A 24702-nucleotide genomic window follows, 5' to 3' on the forward strand; every position below is an offset into this window, starting at 1 on the left:
AATTAACAGGCACAGACAAACCGCAACGGCGTTCCGTTAGTCAACTAACTCAAACAGCAGGTGAACCCTAGCTTAATCAACGCTCTTGAAGCGTCGAATTATTTCACTTGGTACCAAATAGACTTTGGAACTTTGCCCAAATCAAAAAGCTTACCAGCAACCAGCTCTGCACGACGGTGATCGGCAGCGCGATACATATTAGCCAAAATACTATTATCAGACAAAGAATAGTTTAGCTTATCGTAAAGACGCTCTAAGCTATCTTCGTTAGAACACTTACGAAACATCATTAAATAATCAATATCACTCATTATAGGCTACTTTATATTTAGCTCTGCGTGCGTAAATACGTGCATTGATTAATGCATCTCTAATGTCATACAACGCGCAGAGGTAATGGATTGAGAGTAATCAGCGACGGCATTAAAGTAAATGCCATCTCTGATATCATAGTCCGTTGGTAGAAAATGAACAAGCACTTATAGCGTTATTATTGCAATAATATGCAGTTAGTAGCTTAAGCTCAAAATTCTACGGGCTTCAATTTCTGTGATGTCCTTATGCTCCCCAAGAGGAAATAAGTTAAATCTTTTTAAATAGTTAATTGCATCATCAATGGATGATTCCGGTATCCCATACGCTCTCAGACTGGTCATTATTCCCATATTTTCAAAAAAACGCTTGGTTAGAGATATCGCACTATTTATCCGTTCGTCTTCATTGCCGTCCGTTAATCCCCAAACTCTGTCTGCGTATTGTAATAGTTTCAATCGCTTGTTTTTTCTTTGTACTTCCAAAACGGAAGGCAGTATTACTGCAAGGGTTTGAGCGTGGTCAAGGCCGTGATATACCGTAAAATAATAGCCCATCCGATGAGTAGCCCAGTCCTGAGGAACGCCCAGACCAATCAGGCCGTTAAGCGCCTGTGTCGCACTCCACATAATGGAGGCTCTGACGTCGTAGTTCTGTCGGTCAGCCAGCGCCTTAGGGCCTTCTTCGATCAGCGTCAGCATTAATCCTTCCGCATAGCGGTCTTGCACTTTTCCGTAAACCGGGTAGGTAAGGTATTGCTCGGTAACGTGTACGAAGGCGTCGACAACACCGTTAGCAATCTGTTTTTCCGGCAGAGTGTAGCTTTTTTTCGGGTCGAGAAGGGCAAAGCGAGGGAAAAGCAGAGGATGCTTATGGCTTAGCTTGGCGTTAAGGTCTGAACGGCTTATAACCGCAGTGCCGTTCGTTTCAGAACCGGTTGCGGGGAGCGTTACTACACAGCCAATGGGAAGCGTCTGCTTTAAAGGGACGTTTTTTGTCCAGCTGTCCCATGCGTCGCCTTCAAAGTAACGAGCGGCGGCAATAAATTTTGTCCCATCAATAACGGAACCTCCGCCGACGGCGAGAAGAAAATCGATTTTTTCTTCTTTTGCGATGCTTACGGCTTTCATCAACGTATCGTATTGGGGATTTGGCTCTATCCCGCCAAATTCAATGTACTGTCTTGCGCCTAACGCGTGTTTTACCTCATCAAGCGTGCCGAATCGTTTCGCGCTCCCGCCTCCGTAGGTTATCAATACTTTGGCGTCCGCAGGGATTTGAGCGTCAATGTCCTTAATTCGCCCTTCACCAAAAAGGATCCGCGTTGGATTGTAGTAATCAAAGTTAAACATCGTTATCTCCCAATAGCGGGCATATATAAAGCTATGCGCTGAGTGGCTTGACCTTCAAGGTACTTCTGTAAGCACCGTTTATTGATGCTTATTTTAGTGAGGGATATAAATATAGCCTATTTGCACCAGCCGCTTTACTGACGTGGGATAAATTATATTTCATTTTTATTTTCTTGTTATAGAAGGAGTAATTTTGAGATTGCGTGCAGATTTAATAAATAGTGCAGGAATGTATGAAGCGGAGCAATATCGGGGACAAAAAAGCCGACCCTAAGGTCGGCTTTGCAATGCGGTGATTAAAGGAACACGCCGCCGGACTCGCCCAGCTTCTGATCGCCGGCCTTAGGCTTAGCTTTTGCCTTTGGCTTGGATGAGGTTGCTTTGGCCGGCTCAGCCTTGGCCTTATCGGCTTTAGCTTCGACTACCGGAGGGGCTAAGCGTGCGACAGCGCCTTTATCTACGGCTTCGATTTTACCGCTTTCGATTACGCCGTAAGAGATTTTGTCTTTAATTGAGGTAATCACGATGGTCGCGACTTTCTCTTCAGCGGCGCCGAGCACTTCACCCGTATCCGGATCGACCAGCTCTTCGCCCTGAGAGTAAATGTCAAAACGGTCGCCGTCATAAACCATGGCTTCGCCGCGGTTGATAATAACCTGACCGTTCGCCACGGCAACGACTTTAGCCGGCGTCAGCTTGTTAACGATTTTATCGGCGATAACGTCGCTAATTTGCTTACGCGCGGTTTCAATGTATCGGCCGCTTTGCTCAAATACCGTAGAGTCAGACCACTGAATGCCGTGGGTTGCCGCTTCCAACAGGGAGTAGCGAACGGTGACCTTGGTTTTTGACGAACTGGAGACGTCAAATTCGCCAGTCAGGTCAACGCTGGTGACTTTGGTGGTCGTTCTTACGCCGGCTTCGGTCACGTTAATGACCAGCAGATAGTCAGCGGGTAGGGCGGTTTGGCGAACGTCGATGGAGTTGTTCAAACGGCCTTCCAGAAACTTCTCTTCTGCTTCAAAAGCCTTGTCGTTAGTCGCGCTGCGATCCAGTACGGTGAAGCGCTGTGACTGAACGATACGGTCAGTGATTTCCTGACGAAGCGTATTGGCGAACGCCGAACGGCTGCGGTTGCCGGTAGTGATAATCGCCAAACGATCGCGCTTTGAAGCCGCTTGAGACGTTTTGCGTTCTACCTTATCGATTTCAACGGTCAGAATAACCGTACAGCCTTTGGCATCGCAGTCGCGCGTTTTAACCTTATAGCCTTTTACCGTACCTGCGCTGCGCGTGTCTATCTGTGCGCTTTTGCCGGTATTTACGGTAACGTCGCGGTTGGCGTTTCCGCCTACGTTAACGTCAAGGTTTTCGGTGTAGGTAGAGTCGCCGGCCTTGTTGCTGAGAAACGAATTGTCGTTGTTCTTCGTATTCTCAACGTAGGTGCCTTTTCCTTCCACGTTAACGTCGGCTTTGTCTTTGATACGGACATAGTCACCCGCACGTTCAGACTGCGTTTTTACGGTCATTCCATTCACCTGACGAACGGCGTCGGCCAGAGCGGCATCGACGGCTTTTTCGTAGGTTTCACCGTATCCTTGTGCTTCGACGGTTTCAATTTTTGCAAAAGCAGAAGATGAAAACGCCAGAAGTCCTACAAGTACCAAGATCCATTTTTTCATTAGCAAGCCCTAATGGATGAAACAAACTTATGCGGCACAGCCCAATCTCTTGTCGGGCGCGCCGCTCCTAGGCATTCCGTCATTACCAGCTGGCGGTGCGATTGTCGCCGCGCTTGATGATGGGATACTCTTTTTCCCAGTAAGCCAAACCGTCATCGAGGTTGGTCAGCGTCAGCTGGAAGTAGTATTCAACCTGCTGAGTGCTGGAGTTTACGGTACGGTTTTGCTGAATGATCTTACCGGTCAGCGAGAAGTCAGGTGCGATAACGCGGCCGTCTTTCTTAACGGTTTTCTGGTTGACCATCTTGGAATTACGCAGCTGGCGCACTTTACGGGTCATCTCATCTTCCGGACCGTTGGCGCTAATTGCCGTAGTCACTACGAAACGGCCAGAGTTTAGCAGGCTGGTGCGGATTTTCTTGGTCAACTGATCGGTATCGATACGCTGATCGGTGTCGTTGATAATGCCGGTAACCGTCAGTACATAACGACCGCCCTGCGGATGAACCAGCAGGTCGGAGCTCAACATGTCGTCAACCATGTTGGTCGCCGCCATTTCGAAGTCCTTATAGTCCAGGCCCATAATGGCTACGTTATCGTTTTTGCTGTCGACGTAGTAGGCGCCATCCTGCGCACATCCAGCGAGAGAAAGGGCTACTGCCGCGGCAAGAAAAGTCTTTTTGTTAAAAATAGTCATCATAACGTTCTCAACATAAGTTTAGGGTTATTACGATATCGATCCCTCAAGGGAAATTCTACATCGCATTCTTACTGGTTAATACGTCCACTTTAGGCTGCATCAGCGAATTTATACTGCGCACATAAACGACCACGGGCTGTGGCGTTGCCGGCAGATCGACGGTGATAGCTGAACCTCCTGAAGGAGCAATCTGAATCTTTTGACTGCTGGGCCATTTGACATAGGCAACCTGAAAATCGTAGGGAAGCGTATGCCAGCTGCGGATATCGGCCTGAGTGGTGACTGCCTGGGCAATCCCTGTGATAGCGCCGAGGATCCTGACCGTTTTATTATCCGAGTTCATCATCGTCGCCTGCGCTGCCGTCTTCAGAACGGCGCGAGTGAGCTCTTTAATAAGGATTCCGGTAAATTCCGTTTTAAATTCACCCTGAATGATTTTATCCATTTGGGCGAAGGATTCCGTTTTAGTCCCTCCATTGACTGAAAGATAAGGATACGCCGGGCTGCCTGATTCCAGCGTCGGTAGTGCAATACCCGCGTAGGCTACGCGTTTGGTTAATAAAATCAACGGTAAATCAATGCGCCGTTCGACTTTCTGAGCCGCCGCGCCGTTTTCAAAAATCACCCAGACGCCGGGCGGAACGCTGCGGCCTTTGCTGTTCGCCAGACTGAGGTCTGAGCGAATCTGACGGTTGCGCGTTAGCGCATAGGCGCGCTTAAGGCTTTCCTTGGCTTTGGCCAAATCGCCTGCGCTTTCGTTATTAATCAAGAAATAAAGGCCGTGCAGATAGAGAGAGGCGGGGTTGATATAGCCATCATAGGGCTTCCACTTGTCAACATCGATCCCTGATCCTTCCAGCGTTTCCATTGATTTTTTATACGTATCGCCCAGGTTATTGCTTTTTATGGCGCTTTTCTGCTCATTGATCTCTTTTGAAAAATGTTCCGCGGCCCTGCGCTGGCGGTCGTCAACCCGGTTCCACTCTACGCGGGCGTTGTTAAAATCGGCCTGTTGCCAAAAGTTCAGCGCCTTATAGGTATTCACCATCACTCGGTCATAAACGCGCGGAGAGTAGTCCATGACGTTGTCGTTGACAACCATAGACGCAGCCTGGCTGAAGCCGGACGCCGCGATGTTTTTGGTCTCATCCTCTTTAATCAGAAGCTCTGCGCCGTCAAAAACTTTGGTTGAACGGTCCAACTGGTTGGTCATGCGAAGCAGGGCGCCCGCTTCCAAAGACCACAGCAGGTTTGTCGCTTCGCCGCTGCCGGATACGCCTTCATCCAGCGCAATTTTTTCCGCCATTTCAATCTGACCCTGAGACAGGGAGTAGTCAAGGTTTTTACGTGAGGGGGGATTAGCGCAGGAGGCTAGAGTTAGGGCGATGCCACAGCAAAGCGATATACGTGAGATCTGATTTTTCATAAGGTTTCTATTATTGGTAGTTATTATGTTGTCGTATTTTTTTCGTCGTATTAAAGCCGTATCGTTTGATAAATGGCTAAAAGGGCTTCCCTGCCGACTTAAAATAAATCTGCGCTGGGTTGCCGAACCGAGAGACGTACTTTCTTTTTGGCTTATTGCCTTCTCAGTTTTCCTTAATGCCATTTCCATCAATTAAACCTCCGCCACAGCTGAATAAACTGCTGTTGGTAGAGATTTAAAAGATCGGGATTGTCCGTTACGAGCACGTTTTCATAGTTATGTTGAGATGCGCTCTTCGTCCAATTAAAGCTGCCGTTAAGCAAATAGCGGCCGTCAAAAATCGCGAACTTATGGTGCATATGATAGGGCGTATCGTCCATGACGATAGAAATGCCCTTACGCATCAGATAGTCGATATCGCTGCCGCGGTCTTCCGACTTATCGTCATCAGTAATAATTCTGATTTTAATATTTCGCTGATGGGCACGCATAATAGCGTCGGTGATATCATCATCGGCGATAGTGAATACGCAGATGTCAGCGCTTTGCTTTGTATGGGAGAGGAGGGCGCAGATTTTATCGCGACAGGCGTTGCCGGGAGAAAAAAAGGCAGTGCTGTTAACCTGTTTTTGCTGGCCGGAGAGGTCCAGCGTTTTAACAACCGTTTCCAGCCACTTCAGCACTGGCTGAAGATCGGTCGGAGCGGTATCGAGATGGTCACGTACCAGATCGAAAGCGCGATTGCGCATGAATCCATACTGCTCCGCCGTGAGCGACTGGCTGATTTCCCTTAACTGGATACGCTCCCCCTGGCTTAACGAAAGATCGGCCAGCGAGTCTTCGAGGTAGCGTTCCAGCTCTTTATTTTCCATTGTCCTTTTTCTCATCCATAAAAAGAAAAATTGAAATGCTTTACATAATTTTTATTACTTTATTACCCTGCATATCAGTGATTTTTTACCTTTTAGTCAATATGCCGTCCTAGTTTGCGGGAATCGGTTACCAAAAGAAAGGGGATTAACTGAAAAATTACTTATAACGAAAGCGAATATCGCTAAGAGGGAAATATGCGAAATGAAGTCCTTCTTTGACGTTAATTTTTTCGCGCAGCTTCTGCCTTTAATTCTCTGATATCAATTCGTTAACGAGTGTTTTATTTTTTTAACCTATCCCTTCTCTTGGTGAATACGGCATAAAGAACGCCAGCCGCCGCGCCGGCGATGTGGCTTTCGGTTGAAATATAGGGATCGCTGGGCAGCAGGCCAGCCGCAATGCTGCCGTAATAAACGAGTACTAGCAGTGCAAAAAGCAGATCCAACAGCCTTCTGCGAGTGATTGCCTGAGCTAAAAGCAGCGCCCACAGGCCGAAAATCCATCCGCTGGCTCCAATATGATAGGCCGGACGGGCGAATAGCCAGACCAGCAATCCGCCGATAAAAATAATAGTCAGACTGGAGAACAGATAGTCCCGTATTGAATGCGTCATTAACAGCGCGCTGAGGAAAAGCAGTATCGGAAGGTTGCTAAAGAGATGCCTCCAATCGCCGTGAATAAACGGAGCCAGCGGGATCCCCCATAGTCCGTCCAAGCTGCGGGGCAGGATCCCCAGCGTCGCAAGCCGGCCGCCAAAAAGCGTATTGGCGCACTGAATGAGAATAAGCAGGGCCGCTAGAGCGGCCAACGTATAAACGCGATGCTTAAGCCAGGTCTTCACCCTATGCTAGTTCCTCAATGCCTGGACGCTTTCAACCAGCGATGCCAGCTGAACAACAACGCGATCGCCGACGTCTGCGTTATCGCCGCCCAGCGCCTTGTTTTTCATAAAGTCGCGCTTAATTTGCTGCCAGCGCAGGGTCTCTTCCGGCGACATGGTGTCTCGAATTTCCGCCAGCTTAAGCAGGTTCTCTTCTGCGCCTTGAGTCAGCAGCTGCGCTTCTCCCAGATAGTGATCGTCAAGGATCTGGCGAATTTCTGCGGCGTTCATCACCGCCGAGATCTTCTCGGCCAGCTTGTTCATGTTGCGGTAGCTGCCCTGAAGCTTAAAGGGCGGTTCGGTTCGGTACTTATCCGACTGCGCGGCGCTGGCGATGTACTGCTGGTTGACCTTCAGCACCACGTCGCGCAGTGAAATCATGCGTTCCAGAATGGCGACGATCTCGCTAATTTCCGCTTCGCTATACTGATAGCTTAGCGACGTTGCGGAGAACGGCTTGCCCATGGCCTTATCGACAAACAGATAGAGATCGTTCATATCCCGCAGCGCCAGCGGCGCCAGCACAGGATTGGACGTCAGGCTGTTTTCTATATAGCTTAAGGCAAAGGCCTCTTCCATTCCGCCAAGCACTTCGCCCAGATTGTAGATGTCCGCCCGGTTGGCCAACATGTCGGGAATTTTGAATACCTCGCCGGATTCCGTATACGGGTTGCCGGCCATGACGACGCAGAACTTTTTGCCGCGCATGTCGTAGGTTTTGGTCTTTCCTTTCCAAACGCCCTCGATGCGCCGCGTTCCGTCACACAGCGAAATAAACTTCTGCAGGAACTCGGGATGCGTATGCTGAATGTCGTCCACGTACAGCATCACGTTGTTGCCCATTTCCAGCGCCAGGTTGAGCTTTTCCAATTCCTGGCGGGCGGTGGCGTTCGGCGCCTGCTCGGGGTCGAGAGAAAGCACGTCGTGCCCCAGAGCAGGACCGTTGATCTTCATAAAGATCAGGCCCAGGCGGTTAGCGACGTACTCCATCAGCGTCGTTTTGCCGTAGCCGGGCGGAGATATCATCAGCAGGAGGCCCATCAGGTCTGTCCGCTTGTTTTCACCGATGGTGCCGATTTGCTTAGCCAGGTTATCGCCGATGATAGGTAGATACACGTCGTTAATCAGCTTGTTGCGAACGAAGGAACTTAGCGGCTTGGCCTTAAATTCGTGCAGGCGCAGGGCGTTTCTTTGCTCATTTAGCGCCTCCTGACGCAGCGACTGATAGCGCTGATAGCCGGGAATGAAGACCTTACGCTGTTTGCGCATGCGTACGAAGTAGTCGTCTAACCTCAAGTGCAGAGACCTGTCGACGATAAGCGGATGTTCGCCCATCAGATCGCTTACCGTGAAGTGCAAATCGGCTTCGCTAAAGCGGGCAGTGGCCGATTTGTCCAACAGCGTGAGAACAACCGCTTCGGCAACGTAGTCGCACAGCGAAGCGTATTCCGGCAGAGAGCATAGCCCCTTGAGCCAGTTTTCTATCAGCGACCAGCGCTGGGCGTAGCGATGGCCCAAGTTCTGCTGGGACTGAATAAAGTCGCGCCACATGTGGGCCTGCGTCAGCCTGGCCTGTAGCCCTTCCAGCAGCGTTTTAGCATATTTGCTAAACGTAAACTCAAGGGGCGAGCGTCCCAGCGCTAGGCTGAGATATTCGGCAGCCTGGTGCTGTTGGTAAGGCTGGCAGCTTATCGGATTTTGCTCAAGGAACAGGCTTAACTCGGCCTCTATTTCCGCCTGCAGATCGAGCAAGCCTGAGTCGTGCCGGAACAGCTGTAAAATATTAAGGCTGGTGCGTGCGCGCTCCGGCCACAGCGACGGCAGCTCCTGCTTTTGTACGTGCTGCCAGAACAGCACCGCCAGGCCGCGCGCCAACGGGTTAAAGCGCAGCAAATCCGCGCTTTGCCCGACCGGAATCAGCTTTTGTAAAATCGCGACGGCGTCATGGTCGTGAATGCCTTTTTCATACCCTTCGCGGTAGCGCGGCGCGGCGAAGTCTCGTACGGCTTTTTCCAGCGCTTCCGGCTGATTAAGCAGGCTGGTCAGCGACTCCAGCGTTAGCCCGTCCTGCTCTTTGCTTGCCGCGTAAATCATCGAATAGGCCAGATACTCAGCGCGATAAACGCTGTCGGACTCAGACTCTATCGAAATTGGCCAGTAATCTTTCAGCTCGTCGAGTTCAGGCGTATTCAGCGGTTCCTGATAGTCGGTACCAGTCAGGTGTAGGAACAGGCGATCGCCGTGGGGCAAAATCGTGAGATCCAGCTCCTGCGTGTTGACGCTGAAACGATGGCGAGGGCCTAGTTTGATAACGCTGCCGTCGTTTTCAAAGATTTCCGACTTGTCCCTCAGGCTGCGGATAGCCTGATCGCGGGCGGCTTTGAACTTGGCGTCGATGTCGTCCGCTTTGACGCTGTCTTTCAGATCCCTTAGTCGCTCAACGATTTCCCTCGTTTTCAGCGAAAGAGGATCGGAGGCAAAGAACGCATTGAGCTCGTCCTGCGCGTTAAACTTGGCGGTTCGTCTGCGAATGCTGTCCAGCAGGCGTTCGGCGGCGACCTGAAGGTTTTGCGCCTTGCGTTGGCGCTCGTCAAGCAGCGCCTGCTTGTGGGTTTCAAACGTTTCCAGCAGCTCTTCGCGCTTGCCGAGAATGTCGTTTAGAAACTCATCGTGTTCGCTAAATTGGCTTTCCAGCTCTTCAAGCTGAACCAGCAGCCTTGAAAGCTGTTCATCGCAGCGCTCTGGGTCGGTTGCCAGCGAGAGCGCGTTGGCGATCCCCTGGCTGAACAGCTTGAACTGGGCGCCGAACTGAGCGACGGACTCGGTTGAGGTTTGCTCTTTACGGCGCTGCTGTAGCCGGGCTCTGGCCTGATTAAGCCGGGCGTAAATCTCTGAAATGGACTCAATGATGCGCGTTTGCTGCGTAGTGTCTTCAAACCGAAGCGACGCCATCAGGTTGGAGAGCATGTCCAAGTCTGCCGACATGGTGTCCATTTCGGCCATTGGCTCGGCCAGTTGGGCGCTGTTGACGGCCTCCTGGGTTTGCTTTTCCAGATTTTGCAGGCGCTGATTGAAAGGGACAAGCGCCGCATCGCCGGCAAGAAACGACGCCGTCGCCAGCGAGATACGCTGCTGGCTTTCCGCCAGCTGTTTTTCCATCTCGTCTAAGCGTGCCAAATCGATATAGCGGTAGTCGCGCAGGGTGATAAGGTGGCCGCGCTGGACGCTCAGGGCGTTTAGCGCATCAACGAACTGCTGCGCGTCGGTCCAGCTGTCCGGCAGCATGGCGGACAGCAGCTGCTTTTGGCGCGTCGTCGCTTCGTTCATCGCGCGTACGGACTGGCGGCGAATGCTTTCTACTTTTTCGTATTCGTCCAGCACCAGCTCGCCGGTTTGGGCGATTTCTTTAAGCAGGATGGCGGCAAACAGGCTGTGCTCATCGTTAAGCCAGTAGTAGATGTCAATCAGGCGACGGGCGTCCTGACTTAGCTTTTCATAAAGCTGAGAGGAGATCTGCTGCTGTTCGATCTCTCTGGCGATGTGGTAAAGGTCGGAAATCCCTCGCACCAGCTCGGCGTTGCCGATGCGGCCAAAGAAGCTGTTCTTGGCCGGCTGGCGCGCCGCGAATTCTTCCGAGTAGAAGGGCGTTTGCCAAATCTGCATGGGATGAATGCGCGTTGGCTCGTCGGACTGACCTTCAAACAGCACCATTTTGCCGTCTTCCAGCATCGCGTAGCCGTGACCGAACAGCGGATTTTGCAGCCTGCGTTCGATCATGTTGTAGTTGAACAGCGCCAGTCGGCCTCGGTTGGGCTCATAAAATATGTACATGACGTCTTCGCCGTTTGGCGAACGCCTCACGCGGCGAAAGCGCATGCCGTCCATCGGCTGGTCGAAGGTTTTGTACTCGCCGTTTTGCAGGTAGTAGCCACCGGGGAAAATGATGCCGTGGTCTTCCGGCAGCTGGATACAGGCCTGTCCGATGGCGTCGATGCGCTGGACCGTTTGCGTCAGTGTGTTATAGACCAAATAGCGCCAGCTCTCTTCACGGTAGGGCAGCACTTTGATAAGGATCAGGCTGCCGGTTTGCGCATACTCGATTTGGGCGTCGTCCAGAGATTGGGTTTTATCCAGCACCGCTTCGCGATAGATCCCCAGCCCGTCCTCGGTGTTGTTTTCACACTTGATGGTCAGATCGCCGCCGATGGTTTCCACAAACACCGTATCAAGGATGTTCATGTGTGGATGTCGGCCGTTAACGGCATTTTCTCGCGTGGTTTTGTGCCATTCAAAGTCGTAGGCAGGGGGAAGGGCGATGTCGCGCTCGCCGCGGTTATCGATATAGCGGATTTCCGTCTTATCGCTTGAGATAGACCAGCGGAACACGCGGATGTCGGAGATGCGCTCGCCTATTTGAAAGCTGGCCAAAAGTTTGCCGTCGCGCTCGACCAGCTGTAGCAGCTGCGTGTTCTTGTAGTAGGTATAAAGCTCGTTGAAGTCCTGCACGAAGCTTTGAACGTTTAAGAACGTACCGGCCAAGGGGACGGACTCGACGTCGTACTCGCCGTTTTCCTCTTTTAACCGATAGAGAGAGAACACGTCTTCGATGCGGGTTTCTCTTTTTAGCCCGATAAAGACGTTATAGCCAAACAGCAGCCAGTCGCCGACGCGAACAATATCGCGGGCGACGCAGTTGTTTTCGGTACGAATACGAATGCGGCCGATGGCGTCCATTTGGCTTTTGCCAAACTCTTCCAGACGCCGGGCATTGAGCACGGCGGCTTTCTCATGCAGCTGTTGACCCTGTTCAGACAGCCGCTTGCGTAAGATATCGTAGGCGCCGCCTTCGGCAACGGCGTTATCCAATAATTCCTGTTCGCGCTGGTTTGTTTGACTGTCTGACATAGCGTGTAGCATTCCCTTTAACGATTCTACGCGCGCAGCCAGCGGGCTTACGCGCTTCATAAGACTGACTGAGATAAGAACACGGCGCCGTATGCTTATCTCAGCCAACGTGGGCTAAAAACGCCCGACCTTTACCAGAGTAAAAGCCGGGCGCAGAGGACGTTACTCTTCGCTCACGCCGTGGTTGCCTGACGCGCCGGGCAGCGCTTTAGTGGCGCCAAACTGCTTTATCAGCGCCTGAACTTCAGGGTTTTGCAGCAGGGCGTCGAGGTCCAGCTTTTGGCCGTCCTTGCCGCTTAACAGCTTGTCGACCACGTTTTGCACCAGCGGGCTCTTTTCCACCACGCCGTTAATGGCTTTGCCTACGCTTAGCGCTTTAGAGAAGGTGTTAAAGAAGCTGCCGTCACCGCCCACAATGTCGATATTGGTCTTGCTGAGGGCCGACGCCAGAACCTCCGCCTGCTCGCGAGCAATCTCTTTGTTGGCGGCAATTTCGGCCATGGCCTGCTCAAAGTGCTTCTCAAGACGCATGCGGAACTCTTCGTGGCTACGTGCCGTATCGTTGAGGTTGCCCATAGCGGTGAACTTGTCGGTCAGACCGTCCGCCTCGGCCTTCAGGCGCTGGCGAATCACTTCGGCCTGCGCGGAGCCCAGTTGGCCCTCACCGCGAGCCTGTGCGCTCAGTTTTTCTTCCAGGATCTTGGCTTCCGCCAGACCCAGCTTCTCGTTAGCGGTGGCCTGCTGTTCGTCGCCGCGCGCTTGAGCGCTCAGCTTCTCTTCCAGCACCTTCGCGTCCGCCAGCCCTTGCTTCTGAGCGGCTTCGGCCTGCGCTTCCATCACGCGAGCCTGAGCCAGACCTTTTTCCTGAGTGCCGCGGGCTTCAGCCAGCAGTTTTTCGGCGGTGATGTTAGCCTGTACCAGACCCTCTTTCTCTTCCGCCTCGGCCTGCGCTTGGCGCACGCGAGCTTCCGCTAGCCCGGTTGCGGCCTGCTCGGCCTCGATACCTTCGGCCATACGCTTCTTGGCTTCCGCCTGCTTGGCGGCGGCTTCCAATTCGGCCTGAGCCATGGTGCTTATTTCCAACGCCCTAAACTTCGCGCTGTTTTCATCGGCTTCCGCCTGCTTGACCTGGCGCACCAGCTCCTGCTCGGCTGCGGCCTGCGCCTGGATCACGGTGACCTGCTTCTGACGGTCGGCGTCGGAGATCAGGCGAACTTCTTTGATGCGCTCTTCTTCCTGAGCGACGGTTTTTTCCACCGCGACGCGCTCGCGGATCACGTTAGCGATGTTCTTACGCTCTTCTTCCAGCGCCTTCTCTTTTTCGATGCGCTGCAGCTCGACTTCACGCTGGCGAGAGACCACTTCCAGCTCTTTCGCGCGGGTGACCTTTTCCATTTCAATGGTGACCGCGCGGGTGCGGTTTTGCTGTGCGACTTCCACTTCACGCAGGCGATTTTCTTCGCGAATTTCAATTTCCTGCTGGGTTTGGATGCGGGCCTGTTCGGCCTTCAGGCGCTCTTCTTCCTTCACGCGCAGCGTTTCAGCCGCTTCACGTGCGCGGATGCTCTCGATTTCGCGCTGCTGGCGGGCTTCGGCGTCGGCCTGCTGACGCTCCAGCGCCAGGCTGGCTTCGCGGGTTTCCACGTTTTTCTTCTGGATGGCCAATTCCTGATCGCGTTCTTTCTGGTTGGTCTCGATGTTGTGGATAGCCGTGATTTCGGTGATCTTACGGATACCTTCGGCATCGAAGATGTTGTTCGGATCGAGGGAGCTTTTCGGCGTTTGTTCCAAATAGTCGATGGCGACGTCTTCCAGCGCGTAGCCGTTAAGATCTTCACCGATAACGTCAACGATGCGGTTGCGGAAGTTCTGGCGGTCTTCAAACAGCTTGGACAGCTCGAACTGCTTACCGACGGTTTTCAGCGCTTCGGAGAACTTGGCGTTAAACAGCTCGCTGACCGCCTGGTGATCGGAGGCGCGGTCTACGCCGATAGACTTGGCGACCTTCAGCACGTCTTCCGTTGTTTCATTTACGCGCAGGTAGAAGGCAACGGTGATGTCGGCGCGCAGGTTGTCTTTACAGATAAGGCCGTCTTTGCCGCGGCGGTCTACTTCAAGCGTCAGCAGCGAAATGCGCATGAACTCTTTTTTGTAGATAACGGGATAAACCAGCGCGCCGGTAAAGTGCACCTTGGGCTGAGCGGTCATGTCGTTGACGATAAGCGCCGTCCCCTGAGGCACCTTGATGTAGAACGCCTTAAAAAGTCCAAATACGCCTAAAATAAAGACGATGAACCCGCCGATGCCGACGAGAAACGGCATGAGGTTTTCCATAGCCATAAGATGAGTGTCTCCGTGTTATACAAAGGGGGCTGGGCCCATAAGCTTAAGGTTTAAAACCGCTACCGGCTTTTAGTCGATAGCCATTATTCGAATTCGCCCCGAGCGCCGTAAGGGAGAAGGGCCGCGCTTGAACGAGCCGCGGCATTCCCACAACATGCAACGGGTAGTGCGCGAGGCTATAGTCGATTAAATTCTTCTTCGCTGACCACGTCATAGCTGTGGGTTGCGGCGCTGTAGCTGATAATGACGACGAGGTCTCCGCGCTTGAGGCCTGCGTCTTCCGCCGCTCTGATTTGTAAGATAAGGCCAGCGCCGCCGTCTTCCATCAGGGCTTCGCCACGGCGCTCCGTGACGCTGTCTGAGCGCACTTTAGCCACTTTGCCGATCAGGTTTTTTACGCTTTTTTCTACGTTGGTTTTAGCGAGGATCGGGCGAAACGGTTTCAGGATGAAGGCGGTTATCAGCAAGGCTACAAACGAGACAACAACAAGTACGACGACGCCGAGCGGATAACGAATCAGGTCGGTGTCAATAAATCGTAAGAACCAGTGAACGCTAAAGTAGCTCATAAACCAGCCGATAAAGCTGAAAAATGAGAGGATGATGGTGATGGGAATGCCCGCCAGGCCGAACTTCGCCAGCCAGCCGGCCAAGCCGCTGAGGTCTGCGCCATCGATGTCGACATCGGGCGTGTCAACGTTGAGAATATCGGCGTCCATAAGGCCAAAAGAGGCGCTTATCCAATAAAGTAGCGTCAGAACCAGCAGGCCGCTGAAGATGATTGCCGGGAAGGTTAGACAGTTTTGCAAGAATACGGCCATCAGAATCCTTTCTAAAATAGTGTATCAAGGTGAGTGTCCAAAACTGTCTTTAAGTAGAACAGTTTTTGCCTCGCTTTTGTAGTGCAAATCCCCGCTTTTTTCGTTTTTTGAGACCCTAAGTTCGATGTTCGTATTATTTTTAACCAGTTATGCGCTGAAAGAAAAAATCAGAAAGAAAATCAGCGAGTAAAACACGTTTATCAGCGGCGTGGCGATCGAGTATAGTGGCGGCTTAACGTTATAACGTCGTGACCGTTTATCGGACGCTGAGCTTAGCTCATTCATATTTATCAGCTTAGGAGCGTTGACCTGCCATGCGTGGACCTTACGCCGTTCTCTTTTTATTTTTGCTGGCAATCGCGTCGGGCTGCACCCCGCTTAAGGACAGGGGAGACTATTGGGTTGACGAAAGTTACTCAGCGATAGGCTGTGAACCGCGCATTCAATCGCTGATTTTCCACTATACGGCGGAAAACTTTCCCGTTTCTTTGCGGGAGCTGACCGGCGAGCGGGTCAGCAGCCATTACCTTATCGACAGTGAGCCTCAGACGATAGGAGGAAAGCCGACCGTCTTTCAACTGGTGCCCGAATCGCAAAAGGCCTGGCACGCAGGGGCAAGCTTTTGGCGCGGTCAGTACAGGCTGAACGATACGTCGATTGGCATTGAAATCGTTAACTGGGGCTTTAGGGATGAACCGAACGTAGAGCGCTGGCAGCCCTACAGCGAAAGCCAGATTGAGCTGCTCATTGCGATGTCGAAGGACATCATTGCGCGCTATAACATAAGGCCGGAAAACGTGCTCGGCCACAGCGACGTGTCGCCGCAGCGTAAAGTCGATCCGGGGCCGCTGTTCCCTTGGGAGCGGCTTGCTCAAGCGGGCATTGGCGCTTGGCCGAATGCGGACGATGTAGCCAGACGCCTGAGCGTACGGCGCGAACGGGAAGCGGTCAACCTTGAAGAGCTGCAAACCAACCTGAAGCGTTACGGCTACGAAATAGACGTCAGCGACCGCATGGATGCGCAAACGCGCAGCGTAGTCAAAGCGTTCCAGATGCACTTTCGTCCGTCAAACTACGACGGCGTGCCGGATGCCGAAACGATGGCCATTCTGGATGCGCTGCTGATGAAGTATCACGACGGCTTTTGACCGTCGCGCTCTAACGCCAGCTCCGCGATGCGCTTCGCCATGCCCTTAAAGATGAACAGATGGGCCGGCATCATGGCGAACCAGTAAAGAAGCCCGTTGAAACCGGCCGGATGCCACCACGCCCGCACGTCAATTTGGCGATACTGAGTCGTATCCGTAATGGTCAGAGTGAGTCTCCCCAGCCCCGGCGCCTTCATGCGAAACAGCATGGCCAGCTGTTTTTGCGGTTTGATAGTAATTACCTGCCAGGCGTCGATGCGATCGTCTATCTGAAGCTCTTCCCGGTCGGGACGGCCATAGCGCTTTTCTCCGCCGACCAAATCGTCTAAAACCGCGCGGATTTTCCACAGTACGTTAGCGTAGAAATAGCCGCGCTCTCCGCCGATTTGCTGGCAGACCCACCACAGGCTTTCGGCGCTGGCGCGGGTTTTCACGCTATAGCCCGCCTGTTTGGGATAAAAGGCGTATCCGGGCCGCCAGCGGGCTTTGGCTTCGGGGGAATAGCCCCAGTCGGTGGAGTTAACCGCCTGTTGCTCTTTTTGCATCGTCCTGCGCACCGCTTCGTCATAGTCGATGAGGGTCTGCGGGATAAGCCTGCGTATTTGCGTATCGTCGGCCGGTAAATCGTGCTTTAGCCCCTCAATCAGCGCTTTTGCCGTAGAGGTCGGCACGGTGGTTATCATATTCAGCCAGTAGATGGAAATCAGCTGTGTAGGCAGCGGAATAGGGATTATCCAGCGCTTTTTCCCCGCAAGGCGAATGAAGCGCTCAAACATGTTTTGATAGCTAATATATTCCGGGCCGCCGAGGTCGAAAATTCGATGCTCCTCAGAGGGATGCGCCAGAATTTTTGACAGGTAAATCAGCAGGTTTTCCAGTGCGATAGGAGAGGACTTGGAGCGCACCCAGCGTGGCGGAGTCAGCACCGGCAGGCTGTAGACCATGTCCCTCATGACTTCAAACGCCGCTGAACCTGCGCCGATGACGATCCCTGCGCGCAGCTCAGTAACAGGAATACCGCTGGCGCGCAGAACTTCACCGGTAATTTTTCTCGCCGTCAGGTGCAGAGAATGGCTACGCTCTTTGGGCTGAAGCGCGCTTAAAAAGACGATTTGCTTAACGCTAGAGAAACGCAGCGCCTGCTGCAAGTTTTGTGCAGCCAGGCGCTCGCTGTAGAGAAAATCGCTGTTATCCGCCATGCCGTGTACCAGATAGTAAAGGACGTCGACGTTGTTTAGCACCGGCGCGATGGTTTCCGGCTGCAAAAGGTCAACGTACTGGCAGGACACGTTAGGAAAATTCTGTTCTTCCAGCCAGCCGATTCGCCGACCGGCGGCAACGACCCGATGGCCATCGGCAACGAGATAGGGAAGGAGGTTTTGGCCAATATAGCCGCTGGCTCCTAAAACCAGTACGCGTAGTGGCGTCATAGGGTGTGACCTTAACCTATAGATTCTAAATAGTTCGAGTATAGTCGTAGTCGTGGAGATGCGGCTCGATAAAATAGACTCTATCATAGTGAAAGTTAAAAAGTTATTTTTCTGTATCTTTTCTGTTAAATTACGGCGACTGTGCCTGCCGCATGAGAATGAGCAATGAAAGAAAATATTTACGACAGCGAGCGCTTTTTTGAAAAATACCGCCGTTTTCCCCGTTCGGTTCAGGGGTTGGCCGCGGCGGGTGAGTGGCACGAGCTGGAAAAAATGCTGCCTGACTTCGCTGGAAAAAGGGTGCTGGATTTAGGCTGCGGTTTTGGCTGGCACTGTATTTACGCCGCCGAGCGCGGTGCGGCATCGGTGCTGGGTACGGATATTTCCGCCAACATGCTGTCCGTCGCCCGAGAAAAGACTGGCTTTTCGAACGTGGAGTATCGGCAAATAGCGATAGAGGACGTTAACCTGACGGCACACAGCGTGGACGTGGTTATCAGCTCTCTGGCGCTGCACTACGTCGAAGACTTTGAAAGCGTCTGCCAGCGGGTGTATGAAGGGCTAGCGCCAGGCGGTACGTTCGTCTTTTCCGTCGAACACCCGGCGTTTACCGCCTACGGTACGCAGGATTGGTTCTACGATAAGCAGGGAAACCGCCTGCATTGGCCGGTCGATCGCTATTTTACGCAAGGGTGGCGCAAAGCGGTCTTTTTAGGTGAAGAGGTGCCCAAGCACCATAAGACGCTGACGACCTACATTAACGGGCTGCTGAAAAGCGGATTCAGGTTAACTTCGCTAGTAGAACCTCAGCCTGCGCCGCATTTATTGGAGACGGTGCCGGAGATGGCCGACGAGCTTCGCCGCCCGATGATGCTGCTGGCGGCGGCGGTTAAGCCCTAATGGCGCGTTGGTCGCCGAGAGGTGGCGACCGTATTTACACGTGCGTCAGGCGATTTCTACGCTGCCCGTCAGTCGGCAGCTACAGGCCAGAACGTAACCCATGCTGATTTCATCGTCGGTCAGTGTTGACTGGCTGCTGGTGGTGTAGTCGCCCTGCAAAATTTGAGTTTTGCACGAGCCGCAGATGCCGGAGCGGCAGGCAGCAATCACGGGCAGTCTGTTTTGTTCCAGTGCGTACAGCAGCGTAGCGCCCACCGGCACGGAAAAGTCCTGCGCCAGGCGGCGAACGCGCATTTTTATTTCATCGCCGTTGCCGTCCGCATTTTCCGCCGAAGAGTGAAACCTTTCCTGATAGAAACGCTCTGGCGTAATGCCCAGACGTTCACACAGCGCCTGCGCTTCGTCCATGTAGCCTTCGGGGCCGCAGGTCATCACGATGCACTTTGTCAGATCGGAAACGTGTTGGCGGACCTGCTCTTCACTAAGCCTGCCTTGAAGAAAGCCTTCTGAGACAGATGCGCTGGTTGCCAAGCGAAACCGGAGCCTTTGTGGATGATTTTCGCAAAGCGTACGCCACTCTTTGGCAAAAATAACGTCGTTGGGCGTATGCACGTGATAAATCACGGTCACGTCAGAGTTTGGCCTGTTGGCTAACAGCCAGCGCGTCATGGACATAATGGGCGTTACGCCGCAGCCTCCCGCCAGCATAAGAAAGGGGGCATCGCCCTTATCGGCGCAGGTAAACTCACCCTGCGCGTCCGACAGCCAGAGGGTGTCTCCGGGCTTAACGTCCTGTGTCAGCCAGTTTGAACCCTCGCCGTCTTCAATACGACGGACGGTGAGCGTGATAAAGCGGCTGAGGCCCGGCGATGAAGAGAGGGTATAGGCGCGAAGCACTGCATCGCTGTTGCGAATGCTGACCAGCGCATACTGGCCGGGAGAGTAGGGGTAAAAGTCCTGAGCGATAAGCTCGAGCGTCCAGACGTCGTCGGTTTCCTGATGAACGCCGTGAACCTGCATAGCGTTGGGGCAAAGGGAAGTCGGAAATGTCATCGTTATCACCTTGAAAGATGCGGGAGCGAAGGGCGTTCGCTCCCGCAAAGCCGGAAAGAGATATTATGCCGCGAGGATCTCTTCCATATCCTGTTCTACGGTGGTTATCGAGCGCAAGCCGAAGTTGTCCTTCAGTACGTTCATCAGGTTATCCGTCAGGAAGGCAGGCGCGGTAGGGCCGACATAAATATCCTTTACGCCCAGCGCCAGCAGCGTCAGCAGAATGACGATAGCCTTTTGTTCAAACCAGGACAGCACCAGCGTCAAAGGCAGATCGTTAACCGTACAGCCCAGTTTCTCTGACAGCCTGACCGCCAGCATGATGGCGGAGTAGGCGTCGTTGCACTGGCCGACGTCCAGAAGGCGCGGCAGGCCTTCCAGCGTGCCGAAGTCCAGCTTGTTGAAGCGATACTTACCGCAGGCCAGCGTCATGATCAGGCAGTCCTGAGGCACGCTGCGGGCGAAGTCGGTATAGTAGCTGCGCTCCGTGCGGCTGCCGTCGCAACCGCCGACCAGAAAGACATGACGAAGCTTTTTCTGCGAGACTAAATCGATAACCGTGTCAGCCGCGTTTAACAGCGTCTGGCGGCCGAATCCGACGGTGATATTATGCTCAAGTTCGCTGTAAGGGAAGCCCGCGAGAGACTGAGCCTGTTCGATAATCTGGCTGAAGTCGTCGCCTTTGAGATGCTTGACGCCCGGCCAGCCGACGATGCTGCGCGTCCAGATGCGATCGCCGTAGTTACCGACGTTAGGATCGATAATGCAGTTTGATGTCATGACGATGGGGCCAGGGAACTTGGCGAATTCGGTTTGTTGATTCTGCCAGCCGCTGCCGTAGTTGCCGACCAGATGCTTGAACTTGCGCAGCTCCGGATAGCCGTGGGCCGGCAGCATTTCGCCATGGGTATATACGTTGACGCCGGTGCCTTCCGTTTGTTGCAGCAGCATGTGCAGGTCTTTCAGGTCATGGCCGGAAATCAGAATCGCTTTACCGGCGACGGGCTTCACGTTAACGGATACCGGCGTCGGATCGCCGTAAGCGCTGGTTTCACCGCGATCGAGCATGGCCATGATGCGAAAGTTCATGTGGCCAATCTGCATGGATTTTTCCAGCAGGTCGCCCATCTCGCTTGGCTGCGTTCCCAGCCAGGACATCAGCTGATGAAACTCGGCGTATACGCCTTCATCGTATTGGCCTAGCACCAGTGCGTGCTCCATATAGGCGGCGGCGCCTTTTAGCCCGTAGAGGCAAAGCATTCTCAGGCCGTGAATGTCGTCGCCGATTTCCGTTTTGTCCTTGTTCAGCGCAAATTCTGTCGCCTGCTCGAGCAGCTGAGGAAGCGTATCGGCGAGGGTAAGTTTCGCCATCGGATGGTCAAGAGTGACTGCGGCGTTTTGAGCCTGGCAGCGTTCGGCCAGAGAGGCTCTCATTTCGATAGCGTCTCTGGCGTAGGCGATGATGCGGTCGCTGTCGAAGTTAACGTTGGTGAGGGTGGAGAAAAAGGCTTTAGGTACGAAGGCGTCAATCTGATGATCGACAATGCCCAGATCGCGCGCTTTAGCCGCCCATGCTGAAAGTCCTTCCAGTACGGCAACCAGCAGGTCCTGCAGGTCTGAAACTTCGGCCGTTTTGCCGCACATGCCTTGAGCATAGGAGCAGCCGTTGCCGGCAGGAGTACGGATAGTTTGTTCACATTGTACGCAATACATAATGAATTATCCTATAAGTTGTATTTTATATTCATGTTTAATGGTAAGGGAGAGCGGCGCGTTTAAACAGGACTTTTTAGTGCAACTTCAAGGTCGCTTGATCGAAATCAATATTTTCTGCAGAAAGGCCTTTAGGCCGCCGAGAATAGCGCCATAAAGACCGGGGCGAGGAGGCTTAGAATAAAGCCGTGAACGATGGCTGCGGGGACGATTTCTACACCGCCGCTGCGCTGTAGAACCGGCAGAGTGAAGTCCATCGACGTAGCGCCGCAAACGCCGAGCGCCGCAGACTGGCGGCGTTGGATAAGTGAAGGAATAACCAGGATCGCGGCCAGCTCGCGCGCCAAATCGTTAAAAAAGGCGGCGCTACCGAGGACGGGGCCGAAGGCGTCGGTAAGTAAAATGCCGGAAAGGGAATACCAACCGTATCCGGAGGACATGGCGATGCCGACGTTAATCGGCAGCCCAAGAAGTAGCGCCGCAAGCGAGCCGCCGACGGCGGCGCTGAGGGCGACCGTCAGCGCAATCGCCGCACCGCGCTTGTTAAGCGTGATTTCTTTAATCGTCATCCCGCTGTTTCTAAGCTGAATGCCTATCAGAAGCAGCAGAATAACCAGCGCGACTTCGCTGGCGGTAGAGGCATGCTTTAGCCAAGGGTAATGGGTCAGGCCTATCAGAAACCCACCCGCAACGACGCCGCAAAGCTGCAGCGACTCCAAAATCATGTGCAGCCGGGAGCCGGCCTCTTTTTTCAGACGGGGCAAACGCCAAGGCCAGCGTTTATCCAGAAGGAGCAGCGCTATCAGGTTGGTGCCGAAAATAGCGATAAAAAACGTCACGCTGTAAAGCAGAATGGTTTGCAGGTTAGCGGCAAGATTGTCGAGAAAGGCCAGGCTAATCCCCATAAAAAACAGTATGATGTAGACCATCGCCCCCAGCGTTCGGTGGATCGTGCGCAGCGCATCGACGCTCTTTAAAGGAATGAGGTAGCCTGCGATGAGTGGGAGTAAAACGATGGCCAATCCGGAATACATAGCCTTCCAACGGCGTTAGTGAACAATAGGATAACGCTAACCAAAAGCGGTCGCAGAGTAAAGGCGAGGCAGGAAAAAAGAGCGCATAAGCGGTTTTACCTCTCGTTTTTTACGGCGATCCGTCGCATTTGAAGTCGACTGGAATATAATTATGTTATCAGTCAGCCAATTAAAGTTAAGAAAATAGCCTAAACGACCGACCTGGGAGAAAACAAAGCATGTTTTTAGAGCGCGTTGAAATCGTCGGTTTTCGAGGTATTAACAGGCTATCGCTGTTGTTGAACGACAACGTGGTTTTAATCGGTGAGAACGCCTGGGGTAAGTCCAGCCTGCTGGACGCGCTGACGCTGCTGTTTTCGCCCGGCAACGGACTCTATCAGTTTAGGCTACAGGACTTTCACTATCCCTTAGGCGATATTTCATCCCGGCTTGACCACCTGCACATTGTCCTAACGTTTTGCGCCCGTGAAGTGGATACGCCCGAACAGCCCAAGTTTCAGCGCATTCGCCCTCTATGGGTAAAAAACGGGGACGCGCTGTCCCGCATTTTTTATCGCCTCGAGGCCGACGTTCAGGAAGACGAGAGCGTGGTGACGACCCGCTCGTTTCTTGATAGCCACGGTCAAACGCTGGAGCTGGACAACGTCGACGATATCGCAAGAGAGATAACGCGCCTGCATCCCGTACTGCGGCTGCGGGATGCGCGATTCGGGCTGCGCCTGAAGAACGGCACGTTGTTTAGCGAAGGCGAGAACGATACGCTGACCCGGCAGCTCAGCCGGCTGGCGACAGAGCTGGAGTGCAACCCCCACAAGATTAGCGACAAGGAGCTAAAGCTCGGGCTTCAGGCCATCCACGCGCTGTTAAAACACTACTTTTCCGCACAGTTTGCCAAAGAGGGCGGAGAAACCGCGACGTATCGTAACGAGCGCTATCGCCGCGATACCCTACTGTGGCAGTCGCTGACTTACTTAAACCAGCTGCTGTCAGAACCGGAAAGCCGCCACATGCGGCTAATTCTTCTGGGCGTGTTTTCCGCGCTGATTAACGCGCGCGGGCCGGAATATCTGGACGAAAAGGCCATTCCTCTGCTGCTGATTGAAGACCCGGAGAGCCGCCTGCACCCGATTATGCTGTCGGCGGCATGGGGGCTGTTGGACAACCTACCTTTGCAGAAAATTACCACCACTAATTCCGGAGACCTGCTGTCTTTGGTTCCTTTAGAGAGCGTAAGTCGGCTGGTGCGCCAGTCAAACCGTACGGCGGCGTTTAAAATTGACGCCGGCGAGCTTAACGTTCAGGAACGTCGGCGGATTTCGTTTCATATTCGGCTCAATCGCGCCTCGTCGCTGTTCGCCAGAAGCTGGTTACTGGTGGAAGGAGAAACGGAGGTATGGCTGCTAACCGAGCTGGCGCGCCAGTGCGGCTACCATTTCGAGAGCGAGGGCATCAAGGTTATCGAGTTTGCCCAAAGCGGGCTGAAGCCGCTGCTTAAGTACGCCAGCCGCATGGGCATCGAGTGGCACGTTTTGGTCGACGGCGACGATGCGGGAAAGAAATATGCCGAAACGGTGCGCTCTTTTGTCAACGGCTCCGGCGACAGCGATCGCGAGCGGCTGACCCAGCTCCCCGCATTGGATATGGAAAACTTTATGTACAAGGCCGGGTTTAGCGAGGTGTACCACACCGCGTCGGGAATACCGATGAACGTCCATATGCCGATGCGTAAAATCATTAGTAAGGCAATTCAGCACAGCTCGAAGCCGGATTTAGCCATTGAAGTCGCAGAACGTGCGGGCGCGCTGGGGACGGAGAGCATACCGCCATTGTTAAAAAGGATGTTCTCTCGCATTCTCTGGCTGGCGAGAGGAAGGGCAAGCGCCTGACGCTTTAGCAGCAAGCGGTTTCTCTTCCCCGGGCGCATAAGAATATGCGCCTTTTCTTTCCAACGGTTTAGCCGATAGGTGAAATAGTTACAATAAATTGTTCTCTTTAACGCACACAAAAATGGCTGATTATTGAGATACCATTGAGGCAGAAAACCCTACGCGAGTGTTGAAAAAAGAAGAAAAGAGCCCAATGATAGTGGTAGAGAATATCCCCCACATTGCACCGTTCTGAAACAGACGC

At 53.2% G+C, this 24702-nt stretch carries 17 protein-coding genes; 3 read left to right on the plus strand and 14 right to left on the minus strand.

Annotation, left to right across the window (positions count from 1 at the left end; translation table 11 throughout):
* Positions 1–98 precede the first annotated feature (98 nt).
* From ydgT to G544_RS0110090, 10 genes are all read right to left on the minus strand, one after another.
* Complete coding sequence (ydgT, locus tag G544_RS0110045; protein WP_027274475.1) at positions 99–311, minus strand: transcription modulator YdgT; 213 nt, start codon at positions 309–311, stop codon at positions 99–101.
* A 198-nt stretch (positions 312–509) separates the two neighbouring features.
* Positions 510–1664 carry an iron-containing alcohol dehydrogenase gene (locus G544_RS0110050; protein ID WP_027274476.1) on the minus strand — a complete coding sequence of 385 codons (1155 nt, stop codon included), beginning with the start codon at positions 1662–1664 and terminating at the stop codon, positions 510–512.
* Positions 1665–1960: 296 nt separating this feature from the next.
* Positions 1961–3346 carry a hypothetical protein gene (locus G544_RS0110055; protein ID WP_027274477.1) on the minus strand — a complete coding sequence of 462 codons (1386 nt, stop codon included), beginning with the start codon at positions 3344–3346 and terminating at the stop codon, positions 1961–1963.
* A gap of 82 nt (positions 3347–3428) precedes the next feature.
* On the minus strand, positions 3429–4046 hold the full coding sequence (gene lpoB, locus G544_RS0110060; protein ID WP_211218902.1) for a penicillin-binding protein activator LpoB: 618 nt from the start codon (positions 4044–4046) through the stop codon (positions 3429–3431).
* Positions 4047–4101: 55 nt separating this feature from the next.
* Positions 4102–5472 carry a COG3014 family protein gene (locus G544_RS20335; RefSeq protein WP_051155679.1) on the minus strand — a complete coding sequence of 457 codons (1371 nt, stop codon included), beginning with the start codon at positions 5470–5472 and terminating at the stop codon, positions 4102–4104.
* Positions 5473–5660: 188 nt separating this feature from the next.
* Positions 5661–6344 (minus strand): phospholipase D-like domain-containing protein, encoded by a 684-nt coding sequence (locus G544_RS0110070; RefSeq protein ID WP_027274479.1) that lies wholly within the window; start codon positions 6342–6344, stop codon positions 5661–5663.
* Positions 6345–6625: 281 nt separating this feature from the next.
* On the minus strand, positions 6626–7186 hold the full coding sequence (locus G544_RS0110075; RefSeq protein ID WP_027274480.1) for a rhomboid family intramembrane serine protease: 561 nt from the start codon (positions 7184–7186) through the stop codon (positions 6626–6628).
* Between the two features lie 6 nt (positions 7187–7192).
* A complete protein-coding gene (locus tag G544_RS0110080; RefSeq protein ID WP_027274481.1) occupies positions 7193–12130 on the minus strand; it encodes a DNA repair ATPase in 4938 nt (1645 codons plus the stop codon).
* A 162-nt stretch (positions 12131–12292) separates the two neighbouring features.
* Positions 12293–14470, minus strand: a complete 2178-nt coding sequence (locus tag G544_RS20340; RefSeq protein ID WP_051155680.1) for a flotillin family protein — start codon at positions 14468–14470, stop codon at positions 12293–12295.
* Positions 14471–14649: 179 nt separating this feature from the next.
* Positions 14650–15294, minus strand: coding sequence for a ubiquinone biosynthesis protein UbiH (locus tag G544_RS0110090; protein WP_027274482.1), 645 nt, complete (start codon positions 15292–15294; stop codon positions 14650–14652).
* A gap of 314 nt (positions 15295–15608) precedes the next feature.
* Here G544_RS0110090 and G544_RS0110100 point away from each other — a divergent pair, with 314 nt between their 5' ends.
* Entirely contained in the window at positions 15609–16442 is an 834-nt protein-coding gene (locus tag G544_RS0110100) for an N-acetylmuramoyl-L-alanine amidase (RefSeq protein ID WP_027274483.1), read from the plus strand.
* Here the strand turns inward: G544_RS0110100 and G544_RS0110105 are convergent.
* The gene (locus tag G544_RS0110105) at positions 16427–17872 is read right to left on the minus strand and encodes a DUF2867 domain-containing protein (protein ID WP_027274484.1); all 1446 of its coding nucleotides are present in this window, start codon (positions 17870–17872) and stop codon (positions 16427–16429) included. The two genes, G544_RS0110100 and G544_RS0110105, sit on opposite strands and share 16 nt — an antisense overlap.
* 165 nt (positions 17873–18037) lie before the next feature.
* On the opposite strand from G544_RS0110105, the gene G544_RS0110110 reads away from it, so the two are divergent.
* Positions 18038–18772, plus strand: coding sequence for a class I SAM-dependent methyltransferase (locus tag G544_RS0110110; protein ID WP_027274485.1), 735 nt, complete (start codon positions 18038–18040; stop codon positions 18770–18772).
* A 45-nt stretch (positions 18773–18817) separates the two neighbouring features.
* Here G544_RS0110110 and hcr read toward each other — a convergent pair whose 3' ends face one another.
* The 3 genes from hcr to G544_RS0110125 form a co-directional block, all read right to left on the minus strand.
* Entirely contained in the window at positions 18818–19825 is a 1008-nt protein-coding gene (gene hcr / locus G544_RS0110115; RefSeq protein ID WP_027274486.1) for an NADH oxidoreductase, read from the minus strand.
* A gap of 63 nt (positions 19826–19888) precedes the next feature.
* Positions 19889–21538 carry a hydroxylamine reductase gene (hcp, locus tag G544_RS0110120; protein ID WP_027274487.1) on the minus strand — a complete coding sequence of 550 codons (1650 nt, stop codon included), beginning with the start codon at positions 21536–21538 and terminating at the stop codon, positions 19889–19891.
* A 131-nt stretch (positions 21539–21669) separates the two neighbouring features.
* On the minus strand, positions 21670–22572 hold the full coding sequence (locus G544_RS0110125; RefSeq protein ID WP_027274488.1) for a LysO family transporter: 903 nt from the start codon (positions 22570–22572) through the stop codon (positions 21670–21672).
* Between the two features lie 218 nt (positions 22573–22790).
* Here G544_RS0110125 and G544_RS0110130 point away from each other — a divergent pair, with 218 nt between their 5' ends.
* On the plus strand, positions 22791–24458 hold the full coding sequence (locus G544_RS0110130) for an ATP-dependent nuclease (protein WP_027274489.1): 1668 nt from the start codon (positions 22791–22793) through the stop codon (positions 24456–24458).
* Positions 24459–24702 lie beyond the last annotated feature (244 nt).

Source organism: Leminorella grimontii ATCC 33999 = DSM 5078 (genome assembly GCF_000439085.1).
Lineage (GTDB): Bacteria > Pseudomonadota > Gammaproteobacteria > Enterobacterales > Enterobacteriaceae > Leminorella > Leminorella grimontii.

Excerpts from the sequence above, each read along its gene's own strand:
- G544_RS0110050 (WP_027274476.1), bottom strand. The coding sequence starts at position 1,664 with ATGTTTAACTTTGATTACTACAATCCAACGCGGATCCTTTTTGGTGAA.
- G544_RS0110110 (WP_027274485.1), top strand. The coding sequence starts at position 18,038 with ATGAAAGAAAATATTTACGACAGCGAGCGCTTTTTTGAAAAATACCGC.
- hcp (WP_027274487.1), bottom strand. The coding sequence starts at position 21,538 with ATGTATTGCGTACAATGTGAACAAACTATCCGTACTCCTGCCGGCAAC.
- G544_RS20340 (WP_051155680.1), bottom strand. The coding sequence starts at position 14,470 with ATGGCTATGGAAAACCTCATGCCGTTTCTCGTCGGCATCGGCGGGTTC.
- ydgT (WP_027274475.1), bottom strand. The coding sequence starts at position 311 with ATGAGTGATATTGATTATTTAATGATGTTTCGTAAGTGTTCTAACGAA.
- hcr (WP_027274486.1), bottom strand. The coding sequence starts at position 19,825 with ATGACATTTCCGACTTCCCTTTGCCCCAACGCTATGCAGGTTCACGGC.
- G544_RS0110080 (WP_027274481.1), bottom strand. The coding sequence starts at position 12,130 with ATGTCAGACAGTCAAACAAACCAGCGCGAACAGGAATTATTGGATAAC.
- G544_RS0110055 (WP_027274477.1), bottom strand. The coding sequence starts at position 3,346 with ATGAAAAAATGGATCTTGGTACTTGTAGGACTTCTGGCGTTTTCATCT.
- G544_RS0110070 (WP_027274479.1), bottom strand. The coding sequence starts at position 6,344 with ATGGAAAATAAAGAGCTGGAACGCTACCTCGAAGACTCGCTGGCCGAT.
- lpoB (WP_211218902.1), bottom strand. The coding sequence starts at position 4,046 with ATGATGACTATTTTTAACAAAAAGACTTTTCTTGCCGCGGCAGTAGCC.
- G544_RS0110090 (WP_027274482.1), bottom strand. The coding sequence starts at position 15,294 with ATGGCCGTATTCTTGCAAAACTGTCTAACCTTCCCGGCAATCATCTTC.
- G544_RS20335 (WP_051155679.1), bottom strand. The coding sequence starts at position 5,472 with ATGAAAAATCAGATCTCACGTATATCGCTTTGCTGTGGCATCGCCCTA.
- G544_RS0110125 (WP_027274488.1), bottom strand. The coding sequence starts at position 22,572 with ATGTATTCCGGATTGGCCATCGTTTTACTCCCACTCATCGCAGGCTAC.
- G544_RS0110100 (WP_027274483.1), top strand. The coding sequence starts at position 15,609 with ATGCGTGGACCTTACGCCGTTCTCTTTTTATTTTTGCTGGCAATCGCG.
- G544_RS0110105 (WP_027274484.1), bottom strand. The coding sequence starts at position 17,872 with ATGACGCCACTACGCGTACTGGTTTTAGGAGCCAGCGGCTATATTGGC.
- G544_RS0110130 (WP_027274489.1), top strand. The coding sequence starts at position 22,791 with ATGTTTTTAGAGCGCGTTGAAATCGTCGGTTTTCGAGGTATTAACAGG.